Source organism: Candidatus Protochlamydia naegleriophila (assembly GCF_001499655.1).
In the GTDB taxonomy this organism is placed as follows: Bacteria; Chlamydiota; Chlamydiia; order Chlamydiales; family Parachlamydiaceae; genus Protochlamydia; species Protochlamydia naegleriophila.
The window spans coordinates 2375526-2398933 of sequence record NZ_LN879502.1 but is presented as its reverse complement, the minus strand read 5'-3'; the positions used below and the strand labels follow the sequence as shown (position 1 = coordinate 2398933).

The following is a 23408-nucleotide window of genomic DNA, read 5'->3' as shown; positions in this document are numbered from 1 at the left end:
CTTAGCTGCCCTTTTTTTATTGCTTTTGCCACAAGGAAATTTGCTAGTTTTAACCATACAAGCGGTTGTTGAGTATGTCTGAGATGCCAGAGCCTTACCGCTCCATTCAAACCTTGCCCTTTGACGACCATGGCTGGTTCGTCAATGAGGCTCAGCTGCAGATTTGCTTGAGCGTGAAGCCCGCCCGTACGATCATTGAAGTGGGATCATGGCTTGGCAAGTCGACCCGCTTTATTGCCTCATTCATTCCTGAAGATGGACGCGTGTATGCCATCGACACCTGGCTTGGATCTGAAGAAAGTGTTCATCTGAATGATTCCCGCTTGCCCCATCTTTATCAGCTCTTTTTATCAAATGTCAAACAGGCTGGTTTGACCCATAAAATTATTCCCATTCGCATGGAATCTTTAGAAGCGGCTAAAGGATTGGACGTGCAGGCTGATCTCATCTATTTAGATGCGGCACATGACACTGAAAGCGTTTATCAAGATATTTTGGCCTGGTATCCCCATCTAGCGGTAGAAGGCATTTTTTGCGGAGATGACTGGGATTGGGAGTCGGTGCGTATCGGCGTGATTAAAGCCGCCGGCAGGCTGCAAAAAAAAGTAAATTATTATGCTCACTTCTGGTGGCTTGAATAGCGGTCCAAATGAATCGTTTCAGACTAGCGATTCATTTGTTAAGGCTCGCTTTGAGCTTATTGATGTTACACATCACTTCTCTAGCTTTGTCCAGATTGTTCGGAGTCCCGAGCCCTTTATAATGGCGATTGGCCAGCAATGTCTGGTAGGTGACAGAGTAGGGAGTTAATTGAACAGCCTTCTCTATGCACTTGAAAGCTTCTTCAGTGGACTGTTGGCACACTGTTCCTGCATCGTAAAAGCGGGAAAGGTGATAAAAAGAATCTGCATTGCCCGATTTTGCTGCTTGCAGATGCCAATAAAAGGCTTGGTATTCATTTTTCTTGAAAAATTTTCTAACGACTTCATCCGTGATCTTGAAACTAGGATGTTCAGCACCAACCTGATAAATAAGAGCAATTTTGAATCCATCTTCACTGCGCTTGGACAAATTCGGGTCATGCGCAGCGATAAAGCTCAAAAACCACTCTTTGGCCGATTGTCGTAGCAGGTCGTGAAGAGAGCAAATGTAGTTGAACTTTACCCTACTCAGTAGCGACTGGCTGTCTGAGCAGACTTTTTTAATGTTGGGATTAATGCGATTCAGCTGGGGGCCTTCTGACAACTGCTTGACATCTAATGAATCCTTCACATTATCAACTGAAGCGATCGGTAAAGAGTAAAAAGCAACCGAACTAATCTCGCTTCTCGTGAGCCCTGACTGGGTCTTATCGTTAACGTAATATTGCCTAACAAAACTGCAACCATCCATTAAAGAGGTATGTCCGAGCGTATCGGTTGCGATGGCTATGATATAGTTCAGCGTTTGTTGATGGCTGTCTTCAACCAGCTCGGTAAAAGAAGCTTGTGTGAAATAGTCGGTCGTATCCAAATCAACTTCAGTCACTGATTTAAAAGGAATGTCTAGTTCTACGAAAAATCCCTTGTTAATCGAAACGGATGAATTGACCATGTGACCGCCTTTTAAAATTTACACTACTAAATTATGCTAATTATTCAAAAAAGTCAACTCAATTTCATTAGTTAATCTCAATTTTAATTCAATTTACTCTGTAAAAGTAAATAAAGTTTATGTTTATTCTCACCGTTTTGTCATCGCATTTCAATGACTCCTACAATTATTTAAGAAGCTCTTTTTTCCTTTTTTTATTGGTTTTTTAGGTCTAACTATTTGATGATCAGCTGTTAATCTATTTTTATGAATGCTTGAATTTATATGTAATTAACAATCAGTTTAATTTTTGTTAATAGTTCTATTGTATGATTTTTTTATATATTAATAATTATTCGTTAATGTTCGAATTGATATCTTCCTGATTAATTTAGCTTTGATTAAATATTAAATAATTGTGAGATGATTTTAATAATATGAGCAACCCATCTTTAGATTTATTATCTTCACAGCCCCTTGATGTTAGTTTGAATAGGGTTGAGGAGTCAAGCACATTTACAACGCTAGAGTCATTAGACTCCTTGCGAGTAGATGATTTACATGAAATCATACTAGAAAGTCACATGGCTTCTTCTTCCAGGCCTTCTCTTTATACAATAGAAAAGGAAAAAATGGTTGAAGCGAGCGATTACCATTTTGACTTTCTCAACGACAAGAGGCCATCTCTTGCATTAGCATCGCCTAATGCAGATTTGAGAGAGGCAGCTGACAGTTTATCTGTACAGTTGAAAGAAAAGATTGAGCAGACTATTGCTGCAAGATCTCTCAAAGTATTTAGAAAGACATTTCCCGATTTTTCAGAATTGGGCCAAAGCAATTTAAGGCCAAACGGCCTTTCGGTTTCAGAAGAGAGCGAATTGAAGATCAGCATCGCACGCTTTCAGGAGGGGTATCAAAAACTGATGGCTGACATGGAGGATTTTGATAATCAGTTTTGGATAAACCTTATTGAGAATGAAAGCGATCGTCAAGGCCTCAGGAGCTTTTGGAAGCACATGAGTGCAAAATACAATGGGAACTTGAAAGAGTTTGACCAGATCGTCCATAAGGCCTTATTCGGAAAGACTATTATAGGGTTATTCTGTAAGGATGAGAAGAATAAAATTACGTGTGTCACAAAGACACGAGAGCAACTCATTCAGCATTTTTCTGACATGCAGCAGCAGCGCGCGCAGAAGTTTGAAAAACTGTGTGAACAATGGATGCAGTCGACTAATAATGAAATTCTTTTAAAAAAGTTCGTGAAGCTAGAGGCTGAATCGATCCATTCTTTATTCGAAGAGTTGAGAAGTCAGCACCATTTGCACAGTTTATCTCGCTTTCAACGCCTCATGAACTGTCATTCGCAATTTATCAATGGGATGACCTATTTGTTCCAAGCGATTGAAAAGCGTTGTGTAGATAAAGAAGCGATTAGAGGAGTCGTTTCTGAAATGATTTCCAATGCCAGTAAAGATCCGACTAAAGAAAAAAGTGCGACATCGACCGGCTTTTATCGCGATATTCAAGGGAGAGCCAGTGATAAAACACTTTCGAAGGCAGATCATGCTTTTAATGCTAAGATGGGCTTAATCTTCAAAAAGGCTTTAAGAACTAGTCTGTTTATAGAAAGAGCTGATGCGCATACCATGCCTTTTCCTGCAGTGTTCTCATGGAGTCCGGAAAAGCTGGAGCAAAAACTTAAGAGCCATTCGATTAGCGTCAACTCAGGATTGACAAAAAAGCGTTTGACAAAAGAGGCTTATAGCGAAAGGGATAAAAAGCTGATTGTACAAGAGGCTGTCGATCGATTAGGAGTAGACCTGAAAAGCGATACAGGCCAGTTCATTTGGGAAGCCATGATCATCATCGTAGAGTTGGGATTGAGAGAAGCTTCGGAAACTGAGCTGTTTCCTGTTTTTATTAACAAAAATTTAGATGGCTTATCAGAAGTTAAGCTCGCAGACAAAGAGCTGTTGAAAACCATTTCTGTTCAGACATCTCCGCTAGAGAGCGATTATAAGGTTATGCTTGGCAAGAGCTTAAATCACCTTCTCGATTTAAAAAGAGAGGTGGAGCCGACTGAGGTGTTTGAGGCCAATAAAGGCTATATGAGGCAGATTTTACACTGCCTCAAGTATCGCATCAACGAGTTGACTTCGAAGACATCCGTCGGGGCAATGAGCCTGGATAAAATGTATGAATTGCGTTTAATTTGCGATATTTGGGCTGTCTTGAATCAAGTTGAAGCCGAATATGGGCAACCAATCGATTCGTCGATTCAAGTAGACTGGAAGCAACTTCAGCAATGGAGCAAAGTCACGGTCTAACCTCATGCGTGCTGGCACCTTTCTCCCAAGAAGCGTGCGGCACGCGCCTCCCCCCTCTTTCCCCAAAAATGCTTGCCAAATCGATTCTAGAAACGCCTGCTAGCGTTTACAATCACGTCTAAAAGTCCATTTATACATTGTCATCAAGAAGATGCAATACTTCAGAGCCGCTTCAATAAAGGTCTTCTATTATTAAACAAGTTTTTTCAAATTAAAACTTCTTTTTTGATTTTAATTTGCATGGAATTAACAATCGATTTAAATGTGGTTAATAATGTTTTGTTAGAATTTAAATTTAATTAATAAAAAATAAAATCATTTTAGTGAGTTGATTGTAATTATGAATATTTTACCTTTGTCTTTAACAGCGGCTCATGTCGATGCCGAGTTTGAAGTGCTCGATAGTTTGGAGTCTTTAGACGTTGAAAACTTGCATGAAGTTATTTTAACTAGCCATATTAATGCTTCCAAGGCCAGACCCTCTCTTTATACAGAGGAAAAAATGGAGATGGTGGGGCCAAGTGATTATCACTTCGATTTTCTTAACAGTAAAAGACCGGAGATTGCCCGGCTTTCTTCCAATGAAGAACTGAAAGGAGTGGCTGATCAATTATCTGTGCGGTTGAAAGAAAGAATTGAGCAATCGGTGCATGCAAGGACGTTCAAAGTTTTAAAAAAGATATTTCCCGATTTGTCAGAATTGCGTCAAAGCAACATGAATCCTGATGGGTTGACGCTGGAAGAGGAAGCTAAATTGACGACATGCATTGAGCGTTTTCAAGATGGATATCAAACCATCTTAGACGAAGTAAAGGAATGCGATGACAAATTTTGGGAGACAGTTCTACCAACTGAAGAAGATTGTATTGGAATTAAGGAATTCTGGGTGAAAATGGTTTCAGAGTATAAAGGTGACGAGGCAGAGTTTAGGAAAAAGATTCAGCAGGCTTTATTCAAGGTGTCGGATTTATTCCATAAAAATAAGATGGATAATAAGGCTCAGCTTGCCCTGCAGTTGAATAAAAAATTGGTAGATCATTTTTTTGCAATGAAGCAGCAGCGCAAGGAAAAATTTCAAGAACTTTGCGAACAATGGGAGAAGTCGACCAATGATAAGATTCTATTGGATAAATTCATCCAGCTAGAGACTGAATCTGTTGAGGCTTTATTTGAGGAGTTGAGGAATCAGCACCATTTGCATAGTTTATCTCGCTTCCAAAATCTCATGAGCTGTCATTCGCAGTTTGTCAATGGAATGAACTATCTTTTTCAAGCGATTGAAAGGCGCGGCGATAGGGCAGAAGCGATCAAAAATATTGTCTCTGAAATGCTTCTCAATGCAAGTAAAGATCCTGCGAAACAAAAAAATGAATCAACAGCGACTGCGTACTATCGCGATGTACAAGGAGCAGCTATCGATAAAACATTGTCGAAAGCAGATGAGAGTTTCAATACCAAGATGGCCTTAGTCTTTAAAAAAGCGATAAGGAATTATCAGTTTATTCGAAGAGCTGATGCCCACACAATGCCTTTTCCTGCGGCTTTTTCTTGGAATATGGATAAGTTGGAGCAAAAATTTAAGAGTCATTCTTTTACTTTAGACCCATCATTGGCAAAAAAGCGTGTGTCAAAAGAAGCTTTCCGCGAAAGCGACAAGAAGCTGATTGTTCAAGAGGCTATTGATCGATTGGGGCTCGATATGCAGAGCGATACGGGTCAATTTGTTTGGGAGTCTATGAGCTTAATCGTTGGGCTGGCTTTGAGAGAGGCCTCAGAGACTCAGCTGTTTCCGGTCTTCATCAACTCGAGTTTAGACGGCTTGTCAGAAACTAAATTGGCAGACAAAGAATTTTTGAAATCTATTTCAAGTTCTACAAAACTTCCTGAAAGTGACTATAAAGTCATCCTAGGGCAAAATTTAAATCAGCTGCTCGATTTGGAAAAACAGGTTGACGAGGTTGAAGTGTTTAATGCCAATAAGGGGTATATGAGCCAGATTTTAAACTGTCTCAAGTACCGCATCAACCAAGTTTCAAAGCAGCCTGTTGACATGATTACTTTAGATGAGCTGTATGAAATGCGCTTAATTTGCGATATTTGGTCGGTCCTTGAGCAAGTTGAAAAGCAATATGGGCAAACCATCGACCCGTCTATTCAGTTAGACTGGAAGCAACTCCAGCAGTGGAGTGAAATCACAGCCTAATCTGATTAGAGATGCCCTAGCGTGCTAGCAACGTTCTTTTAAGAATTTTGCGGCACGCGGCTTTCCCATTCCTTCACAAATGCCAGCAGCTTTTCTTTTGAAGGCTTAGATTGGAAAAATTCCAGCGCATTCGGCTGGCTGCTTAAATGAGCAATTTTGGCTAGCAAATGTAAGTGACGTTTGTCTTCACAGGCAAATAGGAAAAAGAGCGTGTGAACAGGCTTGCCATCCAAGGCTCCATAGTCGAGCGGCTTGTCTAAAAAGACAACAATAACCGCATCATGATGGGCATTTAAAAGCGAATCTCTTGTGTGTGGAACGGCAATTCCATTATTGAGCGCCGTTGGCATCATATTTTCGCGGTCTAGGAGTAAATCGGTCATGACATCAGCATCAACATGAAGGTTTTTTGCTGTTTTTTTCATGGTTGAGCGAATGATTTCTTCCTTCGTTTCACCAGATAGGTGATGCAAAACATCTCCCTTGTGAATGGCTCTAAATAAGCTGAATTGCTTACTACCGCCCATGGCTTTTTTCTCTGGAAGGATGAGCTCGGCCTCTTTTTTTTGAGTAAAAGGAGAGGTGCCATGCGTTTTGTCTAGCTTATGGGTCATCACCCAATTTTCAATTTCTGTGCGCGAAAAATAGTAGTGCTGATTAATGCGATAGGTAGGAATTTTCCTGTCAGAAATCCAGCGGCGAATCGTAGTTTCTGAAACATTCAAAAGATCAGCAACATCTTTAATTTTTAAATCCATACCATACTCTCTAATAGCTTAAATGATAAAAAAGCAGAATTATTTTTTTTATTTTTGTAACACAAAATACCTGAAAATTTGCTTTTGGGCAACCGGAAATCTTTTTAACTGGTTGATTCAAGGGTTTAGCGAGGTTTAAAAAGTCAATTATCTCTTCTATTTAATAGACTTATGTATCAGCAAACGGTCTGAAATAATTCGATGATGGCATCGGGTTGGGTTAAAGAGAGAAGTTTTTTCGCCTCTCTTCATCTTTAATGGCATGGGTCAAATTAGATAGTAATTGAAGATATTCTGTTTGCTTATCATCGGGCCCTCCAATCATAAAAATCAAGCGAACGGGAGCCCCATCTAATGCATTCCATTCGACGGGCTTCTGTAAAATCCCAACGGCAATAAAAAATTGATCGTAAGAGGGGAGTTTGGCATGCGGAATGGCAGCACCCATTCCAATGCCTGTAGAAACGATTTTTTCTCTTTCTATGATGGCTTTATAGAATAACTCTTCATTCTTCAATTTATCGGCTTGATAAATGACGTGGACGAGCCGCTGTAAAGTTTCATCACGGCTGTCAGCGTTTAAAAAAACGACTAACCGAGGATCCATGTAGTGAGAAAGGGGCATTTTCATCATGATTTATCCATGTTGACTTGGCCTAACCTGTATGACCAAATCCCCCCATTCCACGCTGTGTTGTTGCTAGTTCGTTGGCGCGAATAAAATTGGCACGTAAAACTGGCGCTAAAACTAATTGGGCAATTCTCATGCCTGGCTCGATGATAAATGGCTTTGCGCCATGATTGATCAAAATGATTTTAACTTCTCCGCGATAGTCAGAATCGATTGTGCCGGGAGTATTTAAAACTGTAATCTGATGCTTGAGTGCTAAACCGCTTCTTGGACGAACTTGGATCTCGTAACCGGCTGGAATGGCAAAGCTCATGCCTGTTGGCACTAAAACAGATTGACCAGGAGCGACTTCTAAAGGTTCTTTTAAATAAGCTTTGACATCAGCGCCCGCGGCTTCAGATGTCATATAGAAGGGTAATAGCTCTTCATCTTCAATTATTGTAGGAATATCTAGGCTATTATGCTGTTGATTATGCATGCACACACTCGTTAATTTTTATTGGTGAGAGGATTTTTTTTGCTGGAACCTTGGGAAGAAAAGGCATCACCCTCTTCAGAGTTGCCTTTCAAGAAGTCTACTAATTCCGCCAGCTTTGACTTGAGTTCATGCCGCTTAATGATGCAGTCAATCATGCCATGTTTAAGTAAAAATTCTGATTTCTGAGCGCCGGGAGGGAGCTGTTGTCCAATAGTTTGCTCGATGACGCGTGGACCGGCAAAGCAAATGAGTGCATTGGGTTCTGCGACGATGATATCTCCAAGAGACGCAAAAGAGGCAGTTACTCCGCCTGTCGTGGGATTGGTTAACACAGAAATGTAGGGGATTTGCGCTTCATGCAACTTAGCTAAAGCACCCGACGTTTTGGCCATTTGCATCAAAGATAAGATCGATTCCTGCATGCGGGCCCCGCCTGAGGTCGAGACGATGATTAAAGGCAGCTGCTCTTGCAGTGCATGTTCAATCAAGCGGGTCAAGCGCTCTCCAACGACCGAGCCCATGGAACCGCCCATGAAGCTAAAGTCTAAAACGCCTAAGGCGATTTTATGCTTATCCAGATAGCATGTTCCCACAACCACAGCTTCATTGCTGCTAGATTTTTCCTGGGCATTGGCAAGGCGTTTGGGATAGGCTTCTGTATCAACAAATTTTAGGGTGTCGACTGGTTGGAGGTCATTAAAGAGGGGTTCAAATGTATCGGGATTACTCAAGCTCTTGATGCGGTCTTCTGTCGAAAGGCGATAGTGATAGTCACATTTGGGGCAACAATTGCTGTTTTGCTCCAACTCATTGGCATGTATGAGTTCATTGCAATGAGTGCATTTCAACCAGCCACTAAACCCATCTTTTTTTGTCGTTTGGATTTTAATTTTTGGTTTATCACGAGAAAATAATCCCATCTAAATCTCAATTGATTAAGTTTTTGACACAGCTTTAATACGCAAAAATCGATCGTGAGGGTTTGCGTACAACTCACGTTTTAGGCCGATAAGCAAAATTAGGTCTTTAACTCTCTTTACCTTAAAAAGGCGTAGATGAACGATTGGATCTTTTGCGTAAAGTGAGTTTTTAATGAAAAACAAGAAATATTTCACCAAAACAAAATAATATTAATGGACAGTATGGAATAATACAAGTGCTTTTCTAACTCATCGTCTTTTCTCTTAACGAGTTCATAAATTTTAAAAGAGCACTTCAAAAAATAAGTGGCTAGCAAGCTTGGATGGAAGATACAGGCTAATGAAGCAGAAGGGAAAAAGAGAAAGAATGGTAAGGTCCAAGGACCTTACCATTAGACGCTGATTTATTTTGCCTTGGCGTTTTGATAGCGTTCGGCAACGTTCTTCCAATTGACAATGCTCCAAATATTTTTAACGTAGTCTGCTCGTACGTTTTTATACTGCAAATAGTAAGCATGCTCCCATACGTCGATACCAAGAAGAGGAACTAGGCCTTTGGTCGATAAAGGGTCTTGATTGTCACAAGTGGAGATCGCTAAACGCGTAGTGGCTTTATCGTAGCCGAGCCAGCCCCAGCCGGAACCTTGGATGGCAACAGACTTGGCGCTTAGCTGATCGATTAGCGTCTGCAACGATCCAAACTCTTGATTAATAGCCTCTGCCAAATCGCCTTCAGGAGCTTCTCCGCCTCCCTGGTCTTTTGGTGCTAGATTGGTCCAAAAAATAGAATGGTTGACATTGCCACCACCATTAAATTTAATGGCAGACTGCAGCGCAATCATAGCGCCTAGATCTCTTTTTTGCTCGGCTTCAGCATACTGTTCTAATGCTTTATTCAAGTTGTTTACATAGGTTTGGTGGTGCTTTGTGTAATGCAGTGTCATAATCTCAGCACTAATGACTGGCTCTAGGGCTCCAAAATCATAAGGTAGAGGAGGGAGTTGGTAAGGTTGGCTCATATAGACTCCATGTTAAAGTTTTTTTATTCTTATCGCCATTTTGAACAAAAAAGACTAATTAAGCAAGCCTTGGGCATTGAGGGATTTTTCTGAACCTAACGAAACGAGAAAATTGGGAAATGCTCAAGCGGGGCCTAACGATTGCGCGAAGAGGTGAAGAGACGGGATATTACAGGTGTTTGATACTGCGAAGAACGGTATAACCCCCTCTGCATGTCTTTGCCCCTGTCTCTGCCCTATTAACCTAAGTGCTCATGTAAGCATTTTTTTGTGATGGGGCCGATGGGAGTCAAAAGCTTGCTTGCAGGCAGCGAACCAAAAACGTCCAAGAAAGCATGGATTGTTGAGGGGCTCGTAAATACAATTTCTTCAAATTGATCTAAATGAGGCAAAGTGGGTGGTCGCAAGGGTAGTGTATCGTATAAGGGGCATGCTAAGAAACGGATGCATTGCTCTTGGAGAAAAAGAGGGATGATTGGGCGGGCCTGTGCCGAGTGGGGCCAAAAAATGAAGGCTTTTTCCAGCTTGAGCTCTTGGAGTTCGGCAACCACCCCTTCAGCCGTTTCATCTTTTGCAATGATGGGCTCTATATTTTGGGCCCGCAAATGAAAAGCTGTGATCTTTCCAACCGCAATGGTCGTCTTCGCTTGGCAATCGGCTAGAGAGAAACCCATTTGCTGAAGATAGGCCTGCAAAATGGGAATGGTTGTTTTGGATGTGATGATGAGATGAGTATAAGAGTGAAAAGCGGAGAAAGCCGATTGCAAAGAGGGGTCGGTTAGGGGGCGGGGGATAATTTGAATCAGCGGACAATGGGTAATCTGTCCAGTTCCTTGATAATGGCTTGGATCGAGACCCGTATACAAAACCTGTTTAAGGGGCGCCATTTCTATCGGCTATGGCTGAACGGATATCTAGGCAGCTAAAGAGCGTTTTCATGGCATGGTCGTCTTTGCGCGAAAGTATCGCCAGTTGCCCTTGACCCTCCGTCGTTGTTCCAGGCAGACGGATGCGATTTAGATGGGTGAGGCCAAGGCGTATGAGGGCTGCTTCTGCCACGACGACTCCATCGGCTTCCCTTGATTCAAGCTTAGTTAGGCGCTTATCGATCGTTCCTCTCAGGTCGCAAAAAGCTAGGTCATTTCGCAATAGCTTGACACACTCTTCTCTTCGTATGGAAGAGGTTGCAATGCGAGCTTGTGGTGGCAGAGTTGCCAATGTGTCTCCATCACGCATAACGAGTACATCGGCTGGATCGACACCCTTAGTCAGGCAGATCAATTCGAGCCCATGAGGAAGCGGGCTTGGAAGGTCCTTAGCCGAATGGACGCCTATGCGGCAATGGCCGGCAAGGACAGCTTCGTCAATTTCTTTTGTAAAGAAGTCTGTTTTGGCAAGAGTTCTCAAAGAGGTGGCAAGGTCTTGGTCACCAGTCGTTGAAAAATAGTGCATGTCGAAATGGATTGTTGGATGATACATGTGTAAGGCCTCTAATACCTCTTTGACCTGGGCTCTCGAAAGAGGGGAGGAGCGGGCTCCAACAGGGATGTTGTGAGAAGCAGAGAGATTATTTGAGCAGCGCATCGACAGCCTCCTCGACAAATTCAACGCCTTGGATAGTGATTTTTTGACGAATATCTTCGGCTATTCCTTTTACATTGCGCTTGGGAATAATACAACGTTTAAATCCCATGTGAATGGCTTCTTTTAAGCGACTCTCTATCCGTGGCACGCTGCGTACCTCTCCGCCAAGTCCTACTTCTCCAACAACCGTTGTTTCTGGATCGATGATCAGGTTGCGCATGGATGAGGCTGAAGCTAGTAAAAGGCCAAGGTCGATTGCGGGTTCCGTGATGCGCAAGCCGCCGGCTACCGAAACAAAGACATCGCATTTGTGAAGCTGGTAACCCATTCGCTTTTCTAATACGGCGAGCAGGAGGGCAAGGCGATTTTGATCTAGTCCAGTGCAGCGTCTCGAAGGGGTGCTGAAAACTGTTTCTGTGACAAGTGCTTGTACTTCGATCAAAATGGGGCGTGATCCCTCGAGTGTTGGAATAATGACGGATCCAATGCTTTCCTTTCTCCTTTCTTCGAGAAAGATCTCAGAGGGATTGGGTACTTCGACAAGACCGGAGTGTTTCATTTGGAAAACGGCAATTTCATCGGTTGGACCAAAGCGGTTTTTCACGACGCGAATCATGCGATAGTGGTGCTGTTTGTCCCCTTCGAAGTACAGGACCGTGTCAACCAAGTGTTCCAATACACGGGGGCCTGCAATTTCACCCGATTTGGTAACATGCCCGATCAAGAAAGTAGAAATGCCTCGGCCTTTAGCTAAATGCATGAATTCGGTCGTTGTTTCTCTTACCTGGGAGACAGAGCCGGGGGCAGAGGTGATCTCGCTCTTGTAAACGATTTGAATCGAATCGACGATCAACACGTCAGGGTTGAGTTGATCGATTTGCGACTTAATGAGTGAGAAATTGGTTTCACAAAGGAGAAAAAGATTATCCGTTTGAATGCCAAGTCTACTTGCACGCAAGGAGGTTTGATCGACCGATTCTTCCCCGCAAATATATAAGACCACCAGTCCTTGCTGCGCGAGAGCATAGGAGAGCTGAAGGAGCAGCGTCGATTTTCCAATGCCCGGATCACCGCCAACCAGCGTTAGGGAGCCTGGAACGATTCCTCCGCCAAACAGGCGGTCGCATTCGCCAATGCGTGTGAGGATGCGAGGGGTCTCTTGTAGCTTAACTTCTTTCAGTTTAATGGGACGGCTAGGAGCCACGGCTTGAGCCTCAAAGCGGCGCGGTAAAGAGGAGAGTTCTAATTCCTCTTGGAAGGTATTCCATTGATGGCAAGAGGGGCATTGTCCCAGCCATTTTAGCTGTTTATGTCCGCAGTCTGAGCAGAACCAAACGCTCTTTTGTTTGGCCATGAAGAGGCACTCCTTAAGGAAAAAGTTCTGGGAGATTGAATCGAGACAGAGCATCGGCTGCAGCGGCTTGTTGCGCCTCTTTTTTGGAGGCTCCCATGCCGCGGCCAAGTTCTTGCTGCTGGATTAAGACTGAGATTTGAAAGACCTTGCTATGATCGGGCCCCGATTCTTGTAAGACATTGTACAGGGGGGTCTGCTGATATTTCTTTTGGCAATAGTCTTGCAGAATGGCTTTCCAATTGCGCAAAGGAGTAGCCAAAATCATTTCGATCTGTTTAGTAAAGTTTTTGAATAAGAAATGTCGAGCAGCTTCAATGCCCCCATCTAAATAAATCGCGCCAATGATGGCTTCAAAAAGATCGGCTAAAATGGATTCCCGGCCGCGCCCATCATTCATCCGCTCACCCTTGCCAAGCAATAGATAATTGCCGATGTTTAGTGCTTGAATGTAGTTGACGCATGAGCTTGCCTCGACCAATCTTGAACGAAGATAGGAGAGCTGCCCTTCAGGAGTCGAGGGGAGATGTCGGTAGAGATAATCGGAAATAAGCATCCCTAAAACAGAATCGCCTAGAAATTCGAGGCGTTCGTTATGCTGAGTTATATCCCGATTTTCATTAATAAAGGAGCGATGAACAAAAGCTAAGGCAAGTAAAGAATGGTCTTTAAATGCATAGCCTAGTTTTGCCTCGATGGCAGAAGCGTGTTGAATTAATTGTTCGATCTGATTCATATAAAGTATTCTAGGCAACAATCCATTTTTCTGCTAGCCTTATAGTCAACTATCTATACGAAACTCCTGAAAATTCGACTTTTACGATTTATAACGAGATAGCTAAAAAATTGATTTTGGGATCAAGCCCAGCTCTTCCCATTCCAGATGATGTCAACACCCTCTTAGTTAGCATCTTCTAAGACCTAAACTATTAATTAATTGCATTGTTGGTGTTATGAAATTTGCCATTGCGAAAGAACATAGAGATTTTTTTCAAAAACAAGGAATCATTGAATTCGAAGATTTCTTATCTTCCGATCAATTGAAATTATTCAATCAGGCCGTGGATCAAGCTCTAGCAGAACGGCTTTCAATGCCAGTCGAACGACTAAAACTGCTTCCATCGGAAAGTTTTTTCGCCCAAGGCAGGGATTTGTCTCGCGCAAATGAAGCCTTAAGAAAATATGTGTGCCAGGCTCGATTTGCAGAAATTGCTTCTGAATTGATCGAAAAAAAACCGTTACGCCTTGGATACGATCAACTCTTTCCAGCTCGCTATCAAGCAAAATTTGGTCCTGAGCAAACACAAAAAGTCTATACTCAATTTATCGAGCAAACAACGGATCTGGAAACGATCAGCTGCTTGCAAGGTGTTGTTTGTGGGTTGATGTTGTGCCTTGGAGCAACAGGGCAATCAATCCCAGAAGAAACGGTGCCTGTAGAGGGCATTGACATCTATCCGAGTCAGCCTGGACGCGCGATCTATTTTAATCCCCAAGCTGCCGTCAATCTTCACAATTTATATGCCCACCCGGGCCAGCGCTTTTACCTGATCGTTTATACGCAGATGACAGCACACTATCAGTTGCAAACGCGCGATCCTCATACGCACACATTGAAGCACCTGGGGTATGTCTTCAATGACAAGCTTAACGACCGACTCAACCCAATTGTCTATCGTTAAGAGAAAGTCAAATATGATCAGGTTGCTTTGCCGCCATAAAATCTGGAAAGTTGCAAAAAAATAGTATTGCGAGCAATTTTTGCAACTTTTAGGCAATTTTAGTAGACAAATCAACCGATCCAATTTTGTAGCTAGCCCACTAAGGAGTAAAACATGCAATGGCAGGTCATCGATTCTGGACGTTTACCTCCAGCTGCTATCATGGAAAAAGATGCCGACTTGTTGCGGCATCTTCAGCCGTCTAGCCAACCCTGCCTCCATTTGTATGAGTGGAGTCGTCCTTGCTTGACTTATGGTTATTTTACCGATCCCGCCCGCTATTTAGAGCCATCGGCGTTGAACCACCATCAACTCGACATGGCCCGCCGTCCCACTGGGGGAGGGATTATCTTTCATTTAACCGATCTCGCCTTTTCATTGCTTATTCCCTCTTCCTATCCCGGATTATCAGTTAATACTTTAGATAACTATGCCTTGATTAATCGACGCATTGCAAAGGCCGTCCAGCAATTTACGAGCCACTCGCTTAAGCCAATCCTTTTGGCAGAAGAGCCGGCATGCGAAGCAGATTGCCATGGATTTTGTATGGCCAAGCCGACTCAATATGATCTGATTATTCAAGGTAGAAAAGTAGGGGGAGCGGCTCAACGCCGTACTAAGCTAGGTCTGCTGCATCAAGGGAGCCTGTCCCTTGCTTTGCCTCCCATCGCCCTTTTACAAGACGTGCTTAAAAATGAACAGAGCGTAGTTTCAGCCATGCAGCAACACAGCTTTTGCCTGCTTCAAGATGGATGGACGGATCAAGAACTATGCGAGGCGCGTCTCATACTCAAAGAACTCATTAAAGCCGCTGTGATGGCTACTTAGGGCGTGATCTATTTTGCGGAAGAGGGCATGTGTTGAATCGCATTCAAATGACCCGCCAGCAGAAGAACAGCCAAAGCACTCAAGACAATTGTTCCTGTCTGATTAATTAGCTTGAGATGACGCCAAGCAGCTATAGCGATTGCATTCACTGCTAGGTGAGTGAAAGTGTACATTTTCATCTTGTTTTGCGGCGATAATCCTAAAGGTTGAGAAACCATATTTAAGATGATGCAATCCGCTACTGTCCAAGCAGCCAATGCTAACGCAGGTATTTTTGGGTCGACCTTAAAGACGACTCCATACGCATAACCAAATAAGATATCAACTGCTGCAGCATAGGGCAGCTTACCTAAAGATGGTGTTGCAGGAATGTGATTTGATGTAGTCATAATTATTAAATTATTAAATTATTAAATTATTAAATTATTAAATTATTAAATTATTAAATTATTAAATTATTAAATTATTATATAATTATTTTGAATTAAAATAAATAATAATTATATATCAATTAAAAAATACAATTAGCATAATTGTATTTTTTAATTGATATATAGTTGTTTTTCTCTATCAATCTTTGGTGAATTGTTTTAATCTGCAATCAGCCGCTCTCCCAGTTCTCATTATTTTCATCCCCGTTACCTATAGTTCCTTGCATCACTGTAGGCTCTAAAATCAATCGGTCTAAAGGCCTCTAACTCTCATTTTACTTTATAGACGTTAACAAAAAGAGTGGCTTGGGTAGGAAAAATCAGATTCGATTGATTGCAAATTATTTGCGAAAGTTAGCTTTACCCTATTAGCTCTGAGAGTGGCTAATCGAGAATGACCTGACCTTAATTTTGATTACAGGAATGTTGAATTGGCTAGCGTCTTGATGGTTTGGAGGTCGATTTTGCCTGATCCAAGTAAAGGCAGTGCATTGACGTGGATAAAGTGATCCTGTTTTGGAATGAATAGGTTGGGTAAGCCTAAAGAGTTTAAGCGTTTGAGAAGAGGGGGAATCTGGTCGGGAAGAAGGGTATGTACGACTACTAGGAGTTCTCCTCTTTGAGGATCGGGTACGGCTGTGACAGCAAACGAAAGTTCTTCTTTATCGGCAGCCAAGTGCAGGGCTTCTTCGATCTTCCCGTGGGGAATCATTTCTCCTCCAATTTTGCTGAAACGAGAAAGGCGGTCCCTGATTGTTAAATAGCCTGTTTCATCCATACTAGCCAGGTCATTTGTCAGATACCATCCCTCTTTTATCACTTCTTTGGTCAGATCTTCTCTTCCGAGATAGCCTAGCATGACGTTGGGTCCTTTAATGAGAAGCAGCCCAAGTTGATTTGCTGGGAGCTCTTCAAAGGTTTCGGGATCAACAATACGGGTTAAGACGCCAGGAATGGCTTGTCCAACGGTGCCAGCCTTTGCGCCTGTTTGATAAATCCCTCTGTAGCTTGAATCTAGGGTGTTGGTTGCGATGACTGGCGAGCATTCTGTGGCGCCATATCCTTCAATGGGGCGGATGCCGAACCGCTCTTCAAAAGCAAGTAGTAGAGATAGAGGGAGCTTTTCTGCTCCTGTCAATATGCAATGGACGGAACAGAATTGTTCGGGAGGCATTCGCCTCAAATACGTTTTTAAAAAGGAGGGGGTTGTCATGACGATATTGATGCGATGCTGTTCGATCAAATCGCCAATTTTCAAGGTGTCAAAGGGATCGTGGTGTAAAATGGATCCAAAGCAATGATTGAATCCAAGCCACATGTGCATATAGCCGAAGGCGTGAAATAAAGGGAGGATGCTCAATAATTTGTCTTGGCAGCTCTTAGATGGTGTGACCTGGGCTACGCCTTCGACATTTGCGGTAACATTGAAATGGGTAAGAGAGACACCTTTAGGTGCTCCAGTCGATCCACTCGTAAAGATAATGGTCAAAAGATCGTCAGCCGTAACGGCTTGTTTAGCTCCGCAGGCTTTTTCCAACCATTTAATAGGCGCGAATAGGCCCAAAAGGTGAGCTTGCACTTTTTCCAGGAGGGAGAATGAAGCTGAGAGGTCTTCTATGAAAAGATAGGTTTTGTCAGGAATTGGGATATGCGAGATCTTTTTTATCCAAAGACGGCTCGTGATAATTGTTGTAATGCCCGCTTGATTAAGAGCCGAAGAAAAGCTGGCTGTACCGCTTGTGTAATTGAGGTTGACAATAGGGCGTCCAGAAAAAGTGCAGGCAAGGTTTATAATGTAGGCTGGCAGGCTAGTTGGGAGGAGAATTCCAAGAAAATGCGGCGTGGAGCCTAAGTGACGGGCCGTGAGAATGGCTCTTGTCAAAACGGTTAAGCGAGATAGGCAGGCATGCTTTTCGTCTGCTAGACACAGGCTCCAAGGCGACCGCCTCGCATTGCGGATGAAAAGGTGATGAATGGGGCGATAAAGTGGTTTTTCAGACATACAAGCTTCAAAACTTAGCTTTTCAATGGCTTGCCTAATTTCCCAAGCTGAATGCGATATAGTTAGGGGTTTTCCACATAAAATGCTCAATGTTCGAGAGAGCTGCCTCGGCCTCTTTAAAAAAAACATCCGTTTTTGAAAGATACAAAACCTCCCCACCTGCAATCTAAGTAAAGAGGAACTAGGAGGTAATTCGCACATTTTGACGCTTCTGCCAATGATTCTTGAAAGGCTTGAGTGAGTACTGCGCGGGTCGTATGCTTGGATAGAAAAAAACAAACGAGGTATCCGTGCCTAAGCTGCCGGCAAACTTCGGCAACCAATCCTTGTTGGGCAGCATGTTCGGGGACTTGGATAACGTGTAAAAAGCGAATAAAAACCTTCAGCCACCACTTTTGTCCGTCACTTTCATTGATAACGAATCGAATGGGACGCTCAATGACCAGCCATAAAAGAAACGCCTCTAACCCCGTTAGATGATTGCTAAGCAGTAATGCGGGCCCCTGCTGAGGGATATTTTCTAATCCCTTTATATTTAAACGATAAAGAGCTTGAAGTAGCAAGATTCCTGCTTGATATTTAATTGTTTTGCGATGATATAACAAATAAATACCAGAAAATAGGAGAATTGAACTAACGAGCCATAGTAATGAGTCCATCTGCTTAAGCAGGCCTTTCGCCCGAGCTATCGACATCAATTTGAGACTGATCGGTGTAATGGATGAGCCAGTAGGCCAGCCCTAAGGCAGCAATGACTCCGGCTATTCCCCAAAGATGTGCAGGGCTTGTTTCCTTATAATCTAAAATGATCACTTTTCGGGCTATCGCCATCAGAGCTGTTGCGACAACCAAGCGAAGATGGCTCATATCCTTGCGTAGATATAAAATGATATTGAGAAAGATTTCGATGGCGATTAATACGACTAAAAAGGCTCCAAATGTTGTCAAGACCTCCTCAATATTGACGAGTAAAAAAGGAGGATTGAGAGCTTTTTGATAAATAATATAGGTGACGTCGATGACTGACCAAATAATGACGAGCGCCATCAAGCAGGCGAGTAGCTTGATGCTGATCAAAATGAGCACTTGCAGTCCTCTAACCAGACGACTATCGACCTCGAGTGGAAAATTTGTGTGGTGTTTTGTCATCATGCCTCCGTTTTTCTCTGTGAGCCCATTCTTGTTATCTACCTTTAAAACTGTATAACGCTGTAAATAATTTTAAACAAGGTAAGAGGAGGCGGCAGACCAAATCCGGTTGCCTGCAAATGACCTTTTGAAAAATCTAATGGCATGGCAAGGGATTTTGCGTACAGGGGTTGCCTTGTGTAACCCGCTAGATTTATAGGCCCTCAAGCGGTTTAAGCTAATTGCGCTATGGCGTGCAGTGGAGGTTGGAAATGATTTAAAATGCTTTTTGCAATGCCCTGGATGATTACAATGAGAGGAATTAAAGGGCAAATGAGGCTGCTGATGATTTTGAAGTAATACCAGCGCCTATCATTGATGATGCTTTCAGCTGCTGGGTTGATGACTGCGTCTAAAATGCCTTGAAAGCGTGCAATGTCAACCTCAGGAAATTGCCGATCTCTCAACAGCCTTGCCGTTTGCTCTTGCAAAAAGCGCATGCCCAAAACTGGGAAGAGAGCAAAATCAAGGCCTTTATAAATACCTTTCATGTAGCTTTGCGAAACATCTATCAATCCTCCAACAGGTTCGCCATCGAAGAGATACACCTTGTTACTGCCATCGGCTGCAAAGCGAATGTTATGTAGATGCATATCGGTCAGATGAGTATGTTTGATCACAAGGCAAACTTGGCGAAGGATTTCTTTGAGCTCTTCCGGACTGCTGCGAGCAAGGTCTATATAGCGTTGCAAACTCGCTTCTTCGCTTAGGATGGGAACTTTTTTTGAAATGACAACGTACTTGTCGCGCAGAGATGCATTGTCTGGGCTATGGGGAATTCTCAATAAATATTCTTTACACGCTTCGATGCGGTCAAGCTGAAATTGTTTGATGCATGTCCGCGCCCGTTTCATGACGACAACACGCAGTGGATTAAGTGCGTCGTTTGGGGCACAAACGAATTGAGGTGTGCTTGAAAAACTCTTACGGCTCAATGGGAAAAACCAAGAGGGAATATTGCGGGCATACGCCACTCGCATGATTTTGCGGTTGTCGTCTCCCCAATTATAAACGAAATTTTGCTTGATGAGCCAGTCAGGCGCTGTGGGGTGCTCAAGAACGATGCTAGTCGACGTATGCGATCCTGTATGAATCGTAAAATCTTTCCTGATCAATTCCTCCCTAATCATTTCAGTCATGCTTGGATCCACTAAAGCGTCCGCAACCGTGAATTTAAAAGGAGATAAATCTTCTCCTTCAAAGAAAGTCTCGTCCGGGAAGTTCTCTTCGGCAAATGGTAGATTTTCTTCAAAAATTTGCGTGATGCGCGCTGCAATTTCAGCATGACGTTGCGTGAAGGAATAGGTCTGCATCTGGGCTTCTAAATCAACTTCCGGATCCTGATAGTAGGATCGATCACCCTGATAGAAAGCTTGAAAGTGATCAGATACTTGACTAATGACATTGAACATGCAAATGACCTAATATAATAAAAATATTTTAATTAAAAACAATATGATACTTTATTTTTAATTTTTAATGCTATCGAATTTTGTGTTATTGTAGTTTTGTTTTTTTTTGTTTTTAGTTAACTGATTTTGTTTGTATCTGTTTAGATCTATTCTATTTTTCTTGCGGAGTGAGATTTAGGGAGGAGGGTGTGGCATTTAGAGAGCATCCTCTTTGAGGGGAAAACCCGGTTCTTGGGGTTAAAAAGGTTTTGTGGGAAAGATTGTTTTTGATAAGATGGATGGTCCTAATAAAGAACTCTTTCTGTGTCCAATGGGACGGCAAATTGCTAAAGGGAAAGATATTTTTTAGAAACTGATCTGTAAGCTCATCCTCTATTATTCACATCTCAGACAGTTAGAAAGTCATTTGAAAGAGCCACACCCAATGATGAGTTGGTTGGGAAGTACTAGGCTGATAAGGCAAAGTTAGATTTAAATCTGGAGTTTTTTACCCATGCTCGACTTTTTTCGCAGATATCAACGCTATTTTTTCTTTGTTATTACCATTGTTATTATCATTTCATTTTCCTTTTTTGGTACCTATAGCACGCTTGGTTCAAATACATGGCGTGAGCAGTTAGCTTTTAAAGCGGTAGACGGGCGGGAAGTGACTCGCTCAGATGTCGATGAGATGGCCATGTTTTTGGGGACTGACAATGAGGATAAACGACTGTATGGTGGTGCATGGGGACCCAATTTCCTCAATGATGGTGTCATCCGTAAAGAGTTTTTTGAAACTGGCTTGGCACAAGAGCTTGTGCAGGCTTATCAAGAAGAGATGCGCGAGCCTCTCAATAAACGCTTAGAGAAAGAGAAAAAGTTTGCTCTTTATACTCATCCGCAAGCGCGTTTTTTAAGTGCAGAGAATGCCTGGAGTTATTTTGCTCCTGACCTGATGACGCATTTAAACGTTTTGCAAACTGCAAAAGATGATTCTGATGCGGAAGCTTTCGATAGCCGTGTGAAGTTGTTTTTGGCAGAGAAAAAATTTCCTTCTCCGATGCTCAAACAGGTCTTGCGTTATCAAGAAAAGCAATATAGTTGGTTGGCTCCCGATCAGGAACTTGATCGTTTAGACTTGTCATTATTTGGTTACCATACAATAGAAGATTGGTTTACTCCTCATTTTACGCGCCTAGTCAGTGAGTTCATCATCAATGCCTCAATTTTAGCAGAAGCGCAAGGGTATGAGGTGTCAAAAGCAGAAGCGATGGCAGATTTGATTCGCAACACGCAATTAAGCTACCAGCAAAATCAAAATAATCCTTCATTGGGCGTCGCTTCTCCGGAAGAATATTTCAACGAGCAGTTGAGACTGCTGAATATGGATCAAGCGCGAGCCATCAAAATCTGGAGACAAGTCCTCTTGTTCCGTCGCTATTTTGAAGATGCCGGCCACTCAGCCCTAGTCGATACTTTGGCGTACCAAAAGTTCAATGATTTTTCTCACGAGAGTGTCACAGCAGACCTCTACCGCCTTCCCTCTGCTTTGAGACTCTCTAATTACGATGCATTGCAAAAATTCGAGATTTATTTGGCGGCTGTTGGTAAAGGAGACCGTAAAGATCCTTTGGCATTGCCTCAAGAGTTTTTGAGTGTGGCAGAAGTCGAGCGTGTTCACCCCGAGCTCGTACAAAAGCGTTATGTTTTAGAAGTTGCGCAAGCAGCGCAAAAGAATTTGCAAGCCCGCATTGCTCTAAAAGAGTTATGGAACTGGGAAGTTGACGATCAGAATTGGACTGCTCTTAAGACTCAATTCCCGGAGCTTGGCTTAAAGTCTGGTAAGACTCGTGAAGAGCGTTTTGAAGCCTTGGATGGCTTAGATAGTGTTACTCGTTCAAAGGTTGATGCATTTGCTAGAACAGCCATTGTTCGTTCTCATCCAGAATGGATTGCTCAGGCTTTAGCTGCTGCGGAACCACAAAAAATGGTCGTTGGTTTGCGAACAATGGGTGGAAAAACTCCTTTTAGCGGACTCGATAAAAAAGAACAGCGCCAAGACTTGATCAAATTATTGGATCAAGCCACCTTAGATGCTGCTCCAGCAGAGCATTCTTTGTTGCAAGCCTACACAGCAGATAATCAAGTCTATTACCGCATTCGCGTGATTGAGAGAGCTGCCCAACCAGAGATTTTGACATTTGCTGAAGCCGCTACTGATGGAACATTAGATGATGTTCGCACGCAAATATTGGAAAAATACTACATTGCTATTCGCGAGCAAAATCCATCACTTTATCAAAGAGAAAATAAAGACTGGAAAGCATTTAAAAATGTGCGTGACAATGTAGCTGATCAATATTTTAGCAAGGTGCTGACAGCTTTACAGCCAATACAAAAAGCTCTCCTTGCTGGCGAAAAAGAGCCAGCAACTTGGAGTAAAGATCAAGCAGCGTCACTGCGTTTCCATGCTTCTTTACAGCAAGCTAAAGCAAAAATGGAAAAAGATCCTTCACAAGCTGCTGTATTGGCTCGTAAGCCTGCTACAAAAGAGGCTGATACGCTTGGAAACCGCTTGCCGCTTAAAGATCAATGGTTGCTAGAGCAAACAACTGTTACTCTGAGCCGCCAAGACCGCATCGATGCAGTCAACGCACAAGAGGCTTTTGAGCTTCCTGTTGCTGGCTGGTCTGCTTTGAATGCACCAGTGAATGGAGATTTAGCCTTTTTCCAAGTCAAGGAAAGAGGGGAAGATACAGCTAAAAAAGAAATTGCCGTTGCCGAGCAAGTTAAGCAAGCACAAGCCTTGCTTTCTGCCGATGCTCAGCGCGTTTTGATGCAGCATGCCTTAGAAAAAATTAAGGAAAAAAATGCGATTTCTTTGAGCTACCTCCAAACTCCACAAGAGCTTCCAGCTAATCAGCCAGAAGCTATTTCATCTGATAACTAAATCCCAAAGCAAGCCGAGTATTTATAAATACTCGGCTTGCTTTCTTAAATT

The 23408-nt window shown here is 42.7% G+C and carries 22 protein-coding genes; 7 read left to right on the top strand and 15 right to left on the bottom strand.

Annotated elements, in window-relative coordinates; all coding sequences use genetic code 11:
- The first annotated feature begins 74 nt into the window (after positions 1-74).
- Positions 75-641: a class I SAM-dependent methyltransferase gene (locus tag PNK_RS10210; RefSeq protein ID WP_059061883.1), complete on the top strand. Its 567-nt coding sequence runs from the start codon at positions 75-77 to the stop codon at positions 639-641.
- Between the two features lie 31 nt (positions 642-672).
- Here the strand turns inward: PNK_RS10210 and PNK_RS10205 are convergent, their stop codons facing one another.
- Complete coding sequence (locus tag PNK_RS10205; RefSeq protein ID WP_059061882.1) at positions 673-1593, bottom strand: tetratricopeptide repeat protein; 921 nt, start codon at positions 1591-1593, stop codon at positions 673-675.
- 416 nt (positions 1594-2009) lie between these two features.
- Here PNK_RS10205 and PNK_RS10200 point away from each other — a divergent pair, with 416 nt between their 5' ends.
- The 3 genes from PNK_RS10200 to PNK_RS10195 all read left to right on the top strand — a co-directional run bounded on the left by PNK_RS10200 (position 2010) and on the right by PNK_RS10195 (position 6105).
- On the top strand, positions 2010-3902 hold the full coding sequence (locus PNK_RS10200) for a hypothetical protein (RefSeq protein ID WP_158021788.1): 1893 nt from the start codon (positions 2010-2012) through the stop codon (positions 3900-3902).
- Complete coding sequence (locus PNK_RS13505) at positions 3881-4024, top strand: hypothetical protein (RefSeq protein ID WP_158021787.1); 144 nt, start codon at positions 3881-3883, stop codon at positions 4022-4024. The genes PNK_RS10200 and PNK_RS13505 overlap by 22 nt, the downstream gene beginning before the upstream one ends.
- A 218-nt stretch (positions 4025-4242) precedes the next feature.
- Complete coding sequence (locus PNK_RS10195; RefSeq protein WP_059061878.1) at positions 4243-6105, top strand: hypothetical protein; 1863 nt, start codon at positions 4243-4245, stop codon at positions 6103-6105.
- Between the two features lie 38 nt (positions 6106-6143).
- Here the strand turns inward: PNK_RS10195 and PNK_RS10190 are convergent, their stop codons facing one another.
- The 9 genes from PNK_RS10190 to rnc form a co-directional block, all read right to left on the bottom strand.
- Complete coding sequence (locus PNK_RS10190) at positions 6144-6863, bottom strand: PTS sugar transporter subunit IIA (RefSeq protein ID WP_032123835.1); 720 nt, start codon at positions 6861-6863, stop codon at positions 6144-6146.
- Between the two features lie 220 nt (positions 6864-7083).
- On the bottom strand, positions 7084-7497 hold the full coding sequence (locus tag PNK_RS10185; protein ID WP_231909243.1) for a PTS sugar transporter subunit IIA: 414 nt from the start codon (positions 7495-7497) through the stop codon (positions 7084-7086).
- A 22-nt stretch (positions 7498-7519) separates the two neighbouring features.
- The gene (gene dut / locus PNK_RS10180) at positions 7520-7972 is read right to left on the bottom strand and encodes a dUTP diphosphatase (protein ID WP_059061875.1); all 453 of its coding nucleotides are present in this window, start codon (positions 7970-7972) and stop codon (positions 7520-7522) included.
- A gap of 11 nt (positions 7973-7983) precedes the next feature.
- Positions 7984-8892 carry an acetyl-CoA carboxylase, carboxyltransferase subunit beta gene (gene accD, locus PNK_RS10175; protein ID WP_059061873.1) on the bottom strand — a complete coding sequence of 303 codons (909 nt, stop codon included), beginning with the start codon at positions 8890-8892 and terminating at the stop codon, positions 7984-7986.
- Between the two features lie 404 nt (positions 8893-9296).
- A complete protein-coding gene (locus tag PNK_RS10170) occupies positions 9297-9911 on the bottom strand; it encodes a Fe-Mn family superoxide dismutase (protein WP_059061871.1) in 615 nt (204 codons plus the stop codon).
- A gap of 239 nt (positions 9912-10150) precedes the next feature.
- Complete coding sequence (locus PNK_RS10165) at positions 10151-10798, bottom strand: uroporphyrinogen-III synthase (RefSeq protein WP_059061869.1); 648 nt, start codon at positions 10796-10798, stop codon at positions 10151-10153.
- A complete protein-coding gene (locus PNK_RS10160) occupies positions 10785-11495 on the bottom strand; it encodes a hydroxymethylbilane synthase (RefSeq protein WP_059061867.1) in 711 nt (236 codons plus the stop codon). Before PNK_RS10160 ends, PNK_RS10165 begins: the two co-directional genes overlap by 14 nt.
- Positions 11479-12849: a DNA repair protein RadA gene (gene radA, locus PNK_RS10155; RefSeq protein ID WP_059061865.1), complete on the bottom strand. Its 1371-nt coding sequence runs from the start codon at positions 12847-12849 to the stop codon at positions 11479-11481. The genes PNK_RS10160 and radA overlap by 17 nt, the downstream gene beginning before the upstream one ends.
- A gap of 13 nt (positions 12850-12862) precedes the next feature.
- Entirely contained in the window at positions 12863-13582 is a 720-nt protein-coding gene (gene rnc, locus PNK_RS10150) for a ribonuclease III (RefSeq protein ID WP_032123841.1), read from the bottom strand.
- Between the two features lie 217 nt (positions 13583-13799).
- Between rnc and PNK_RS10145 the strand changes: the two genes are divergently transcribed.
- A complete protein-coding gene (locus PNK_RS10145; protein WP_059061863.1) occupies positions 13800-14528 on the top strand; it encodes a hypothetical protein in 729 nt (242 codons plus the stop codon).
- Positions 14529-14681: 153 nt separating this feature from the next.
- Positions 14682-15395: a lipoyl protein ligase domain-containing protein gene (locus tag PNK_RS10140; protein ID WP_059061860.1), complete on the top strand. Its 714-nt coding sequence runs from the start codon at positions 14682-14684 to the stop codon at positions 15393-15395.
- 8 nt (positions 15396-15403) lie between these two features.
- Here the strand turns inward: PNK_RS10140 and PNK_RS10135 are convergent, their stop codons facing one another.
- The 5 genes from PNK_RS10135 to PNK_RS10115 all read right to left on the bottom strand — a co-directional run bounded on the left by PNK_RS10135 (position 15404) and on the right by PNK_RS10115 (position 20428).
- The gene (locus PNK_RS10135) at positions 15404-15784 is read right to left on the bottom strand and encodes a hypothetical protein (protein ID WP_032123844.1); all 381 of its coding nucleotides are present in this window, start codon (positions 15782-15784) and stop codon (positions 15404-15406) included.
- 457 nt (positions 15785-16241) lie between these two features.
- Positions 16242-17828, bottom strand: coding sequence for an AMP-binding protein (locus PNK_RS10130; RefSeq protein WP_158021786.1), 1587 nt, complete (start codon positions 17826-17828; stop codon positions 16242-16244).
- A 116-nt stretch (positions 17829-17944) separates the two neighbouring features.
- Positions 17945-18391 carry a 1-acyl-sn-glycerol-3-phosphate acyltransferase gene (locus PNK_RS10125; RefSeq protein WP_158021785.1) on the bottom strand — a complete coding sequence of 149 codons (447 nt, stop codon included), beginning with the start codon at positions 18389-18391 and terminating at the stop codon, positions 17945-17947.
- Positions 18392-18491: 100 nt separating this feature from the next.
- Entirely contained in the window at positions 18492-18980 is a 489-nt protein-coding gene (locus PNK_RS10120; protein ID WP_059061855.1) for a phosphate-starvation-inducible PsiE family protein, read from the bottom strand.
- A gap of 209 nt (positions 18981-19189) precedes the next feature.
- Positions 19190-20428, bottom strand: a complete 1239-nt coding sequence (locus PNK_RS10115) for a hypothetical protein (RefSeq protein ID WP_032123845.1) — start codon at positions 20426-20428, stop codon at positions 19190-19192.
- 493 nt (positions 20429-20921) lie between these two features.
- Between PNK_RS10115 and PNK_RS10110 the strand changes: the two genes are divergently transcribed.
- Positions 20922-23357, top strand: coding sequence for a SurA N-terminal domain-containing protein (locus PNK_RS10110; RefSeq protein ID WP_059061854.1), 2436 nt, complete (start codon positions 20922-20924; stop codon positions 23355-23357).
- Positions 23358-23408: the final 51 nt, after the last annotated feature.

Coding starts and splice junctions, on each gene's coding strand:
- PNK_RS10210 (WP_059061883.1), top strand. CDS start 75: ATGTCTGAGATGCCAGAGCCTTACCGCTCCATTCAAACCTTGCCCTTT.
- PNK_RS10205 (WP_059061882.1), bottom strand. CDS start 1,593: ATGGTCAATTCATCCGTTTCGATTAACAAGGGATTTTTCGTAGAACTA.
- PNK_RS10200 (WP_158021788.1), top strand. CDS start 2,010: ATGAGCAACCCATCTTTAGATTTATTATCTTCACAGCCCCTTGATGTT.
- PNK_RS13505 (WP_158021787.1), top strand. CDS start 3,881: ATGGAGCAAAGTCACGGTCTAACCTCATGCGTGCTGGCACCTTTCTCC.
- PNK_RS10195 (WP_059061878.1), top strand. CDS start 4,243: ATGAATATTTTACCTTTGTCTTTAACAGCGGCTCATGTCGATGCCGAG.
- PNK_RS10190 (WP_032123835.1), bottom strand. CDS start 6,863: ATGGATTTAAAAATTAAAGATGTTGCTGATCTTTTGAATGTTTCAGAA.
- PNK_RS10185 (WP_231909243.1), bottom strand. CDS start 7,497: ATGATGAAAATGCCCCTTTCTCACTACATGGATCCTCGGTTAGTCGTT.
- dut (WP_059061875.1), bottom strand. CDS start 7,972: ATGCATAATCAACAGCATAATAGCCTAGATATTCCTACAATAATTGAA.
- accD (WP_059061873.1), bottom strand. CDS start 8,892: ATGGGATTATTTTCTCGTGATAAACCAAAAATTAAAATCCAAACGACA.
- PNK_RS10170 (WP_059061871.1), bottom strand. CDS start 9,911: ATGAGCCAACCTTACCAACTCCCTCCTCTACCTTATGATTTTGGAGCC.
- PNK_RS10165 (WP_059061869.1), bottom strand. CDS start 10,798: ATGGCGCCCCTTAAACAGGTTTTGTATACGGGTCTCGATCCAAGCCAT.
- PNK_RS10160 (WP_059061867.1), bottom strand. CDS start 11,495: ATGCGCTGCTCAAATAATCTCTCTGCTTCTCACAACATCCCTGTTGGA.
- radA (WP_059061865.1), bottom strand. CDS start 12,849: ATGGCCAAACAAAAGAGCGTTTGGTTCTGCTCAGACTGCGGACATAAA.
- rnc (WP_032123841.1), bottom strand. CDS start 13,582: ATGAATCAGATCGAACAATTAATTCAACACGCTTCTGCCATCGAGGCA.
- PNK_RS10145 (WP_059061863.1), top strand. CDS start 13,800: ATGAAATTTGCCATTGCGAAAGAACATAGAGATTTTTTTCAAAAACAA.
- PNK_RS10140 (WP_059061860.1), top strand. CDS start 14,682: ATGCAATGGCAGGTCATCGATTCTGGACGTTTACCTCCAGCTGCTATC.
- PNK_RS10135 (WP_032123844.1), bottom strand. CDS start 15,784: ATGACTACATCAAATCACATTCCTGCAACACCATCTTTAGGTAAGCTG.
- PNK_RS10130 (WP_158021786.1), bottom strand. CDS start 17,828: ATGTCTGAAAAACCACTTTATCGCCCCATTCATCACCTTTTCATCCGC.
- PNK_RS10120 (WP_059061855.1), bottom strand. CDS start 18,980: ATGATGACAAAACACCACACAAATTTTCCACTCGAGGTCGATAGTCGT.
- PNK_RS10115 (WP_032123845.1), bottom strand. CDS start 20,428: ATGTTCAATGTCATTAGTCAAGTATCTGATCACTTTCAAGCTTTCTAT.
- PNK_RS10110 (WP_059061854.1), top strand. CDS start 20,922: ATGCTCGACTTTTTTCGCAGATATCAACGCTATTTTTTCTTTGTTATT.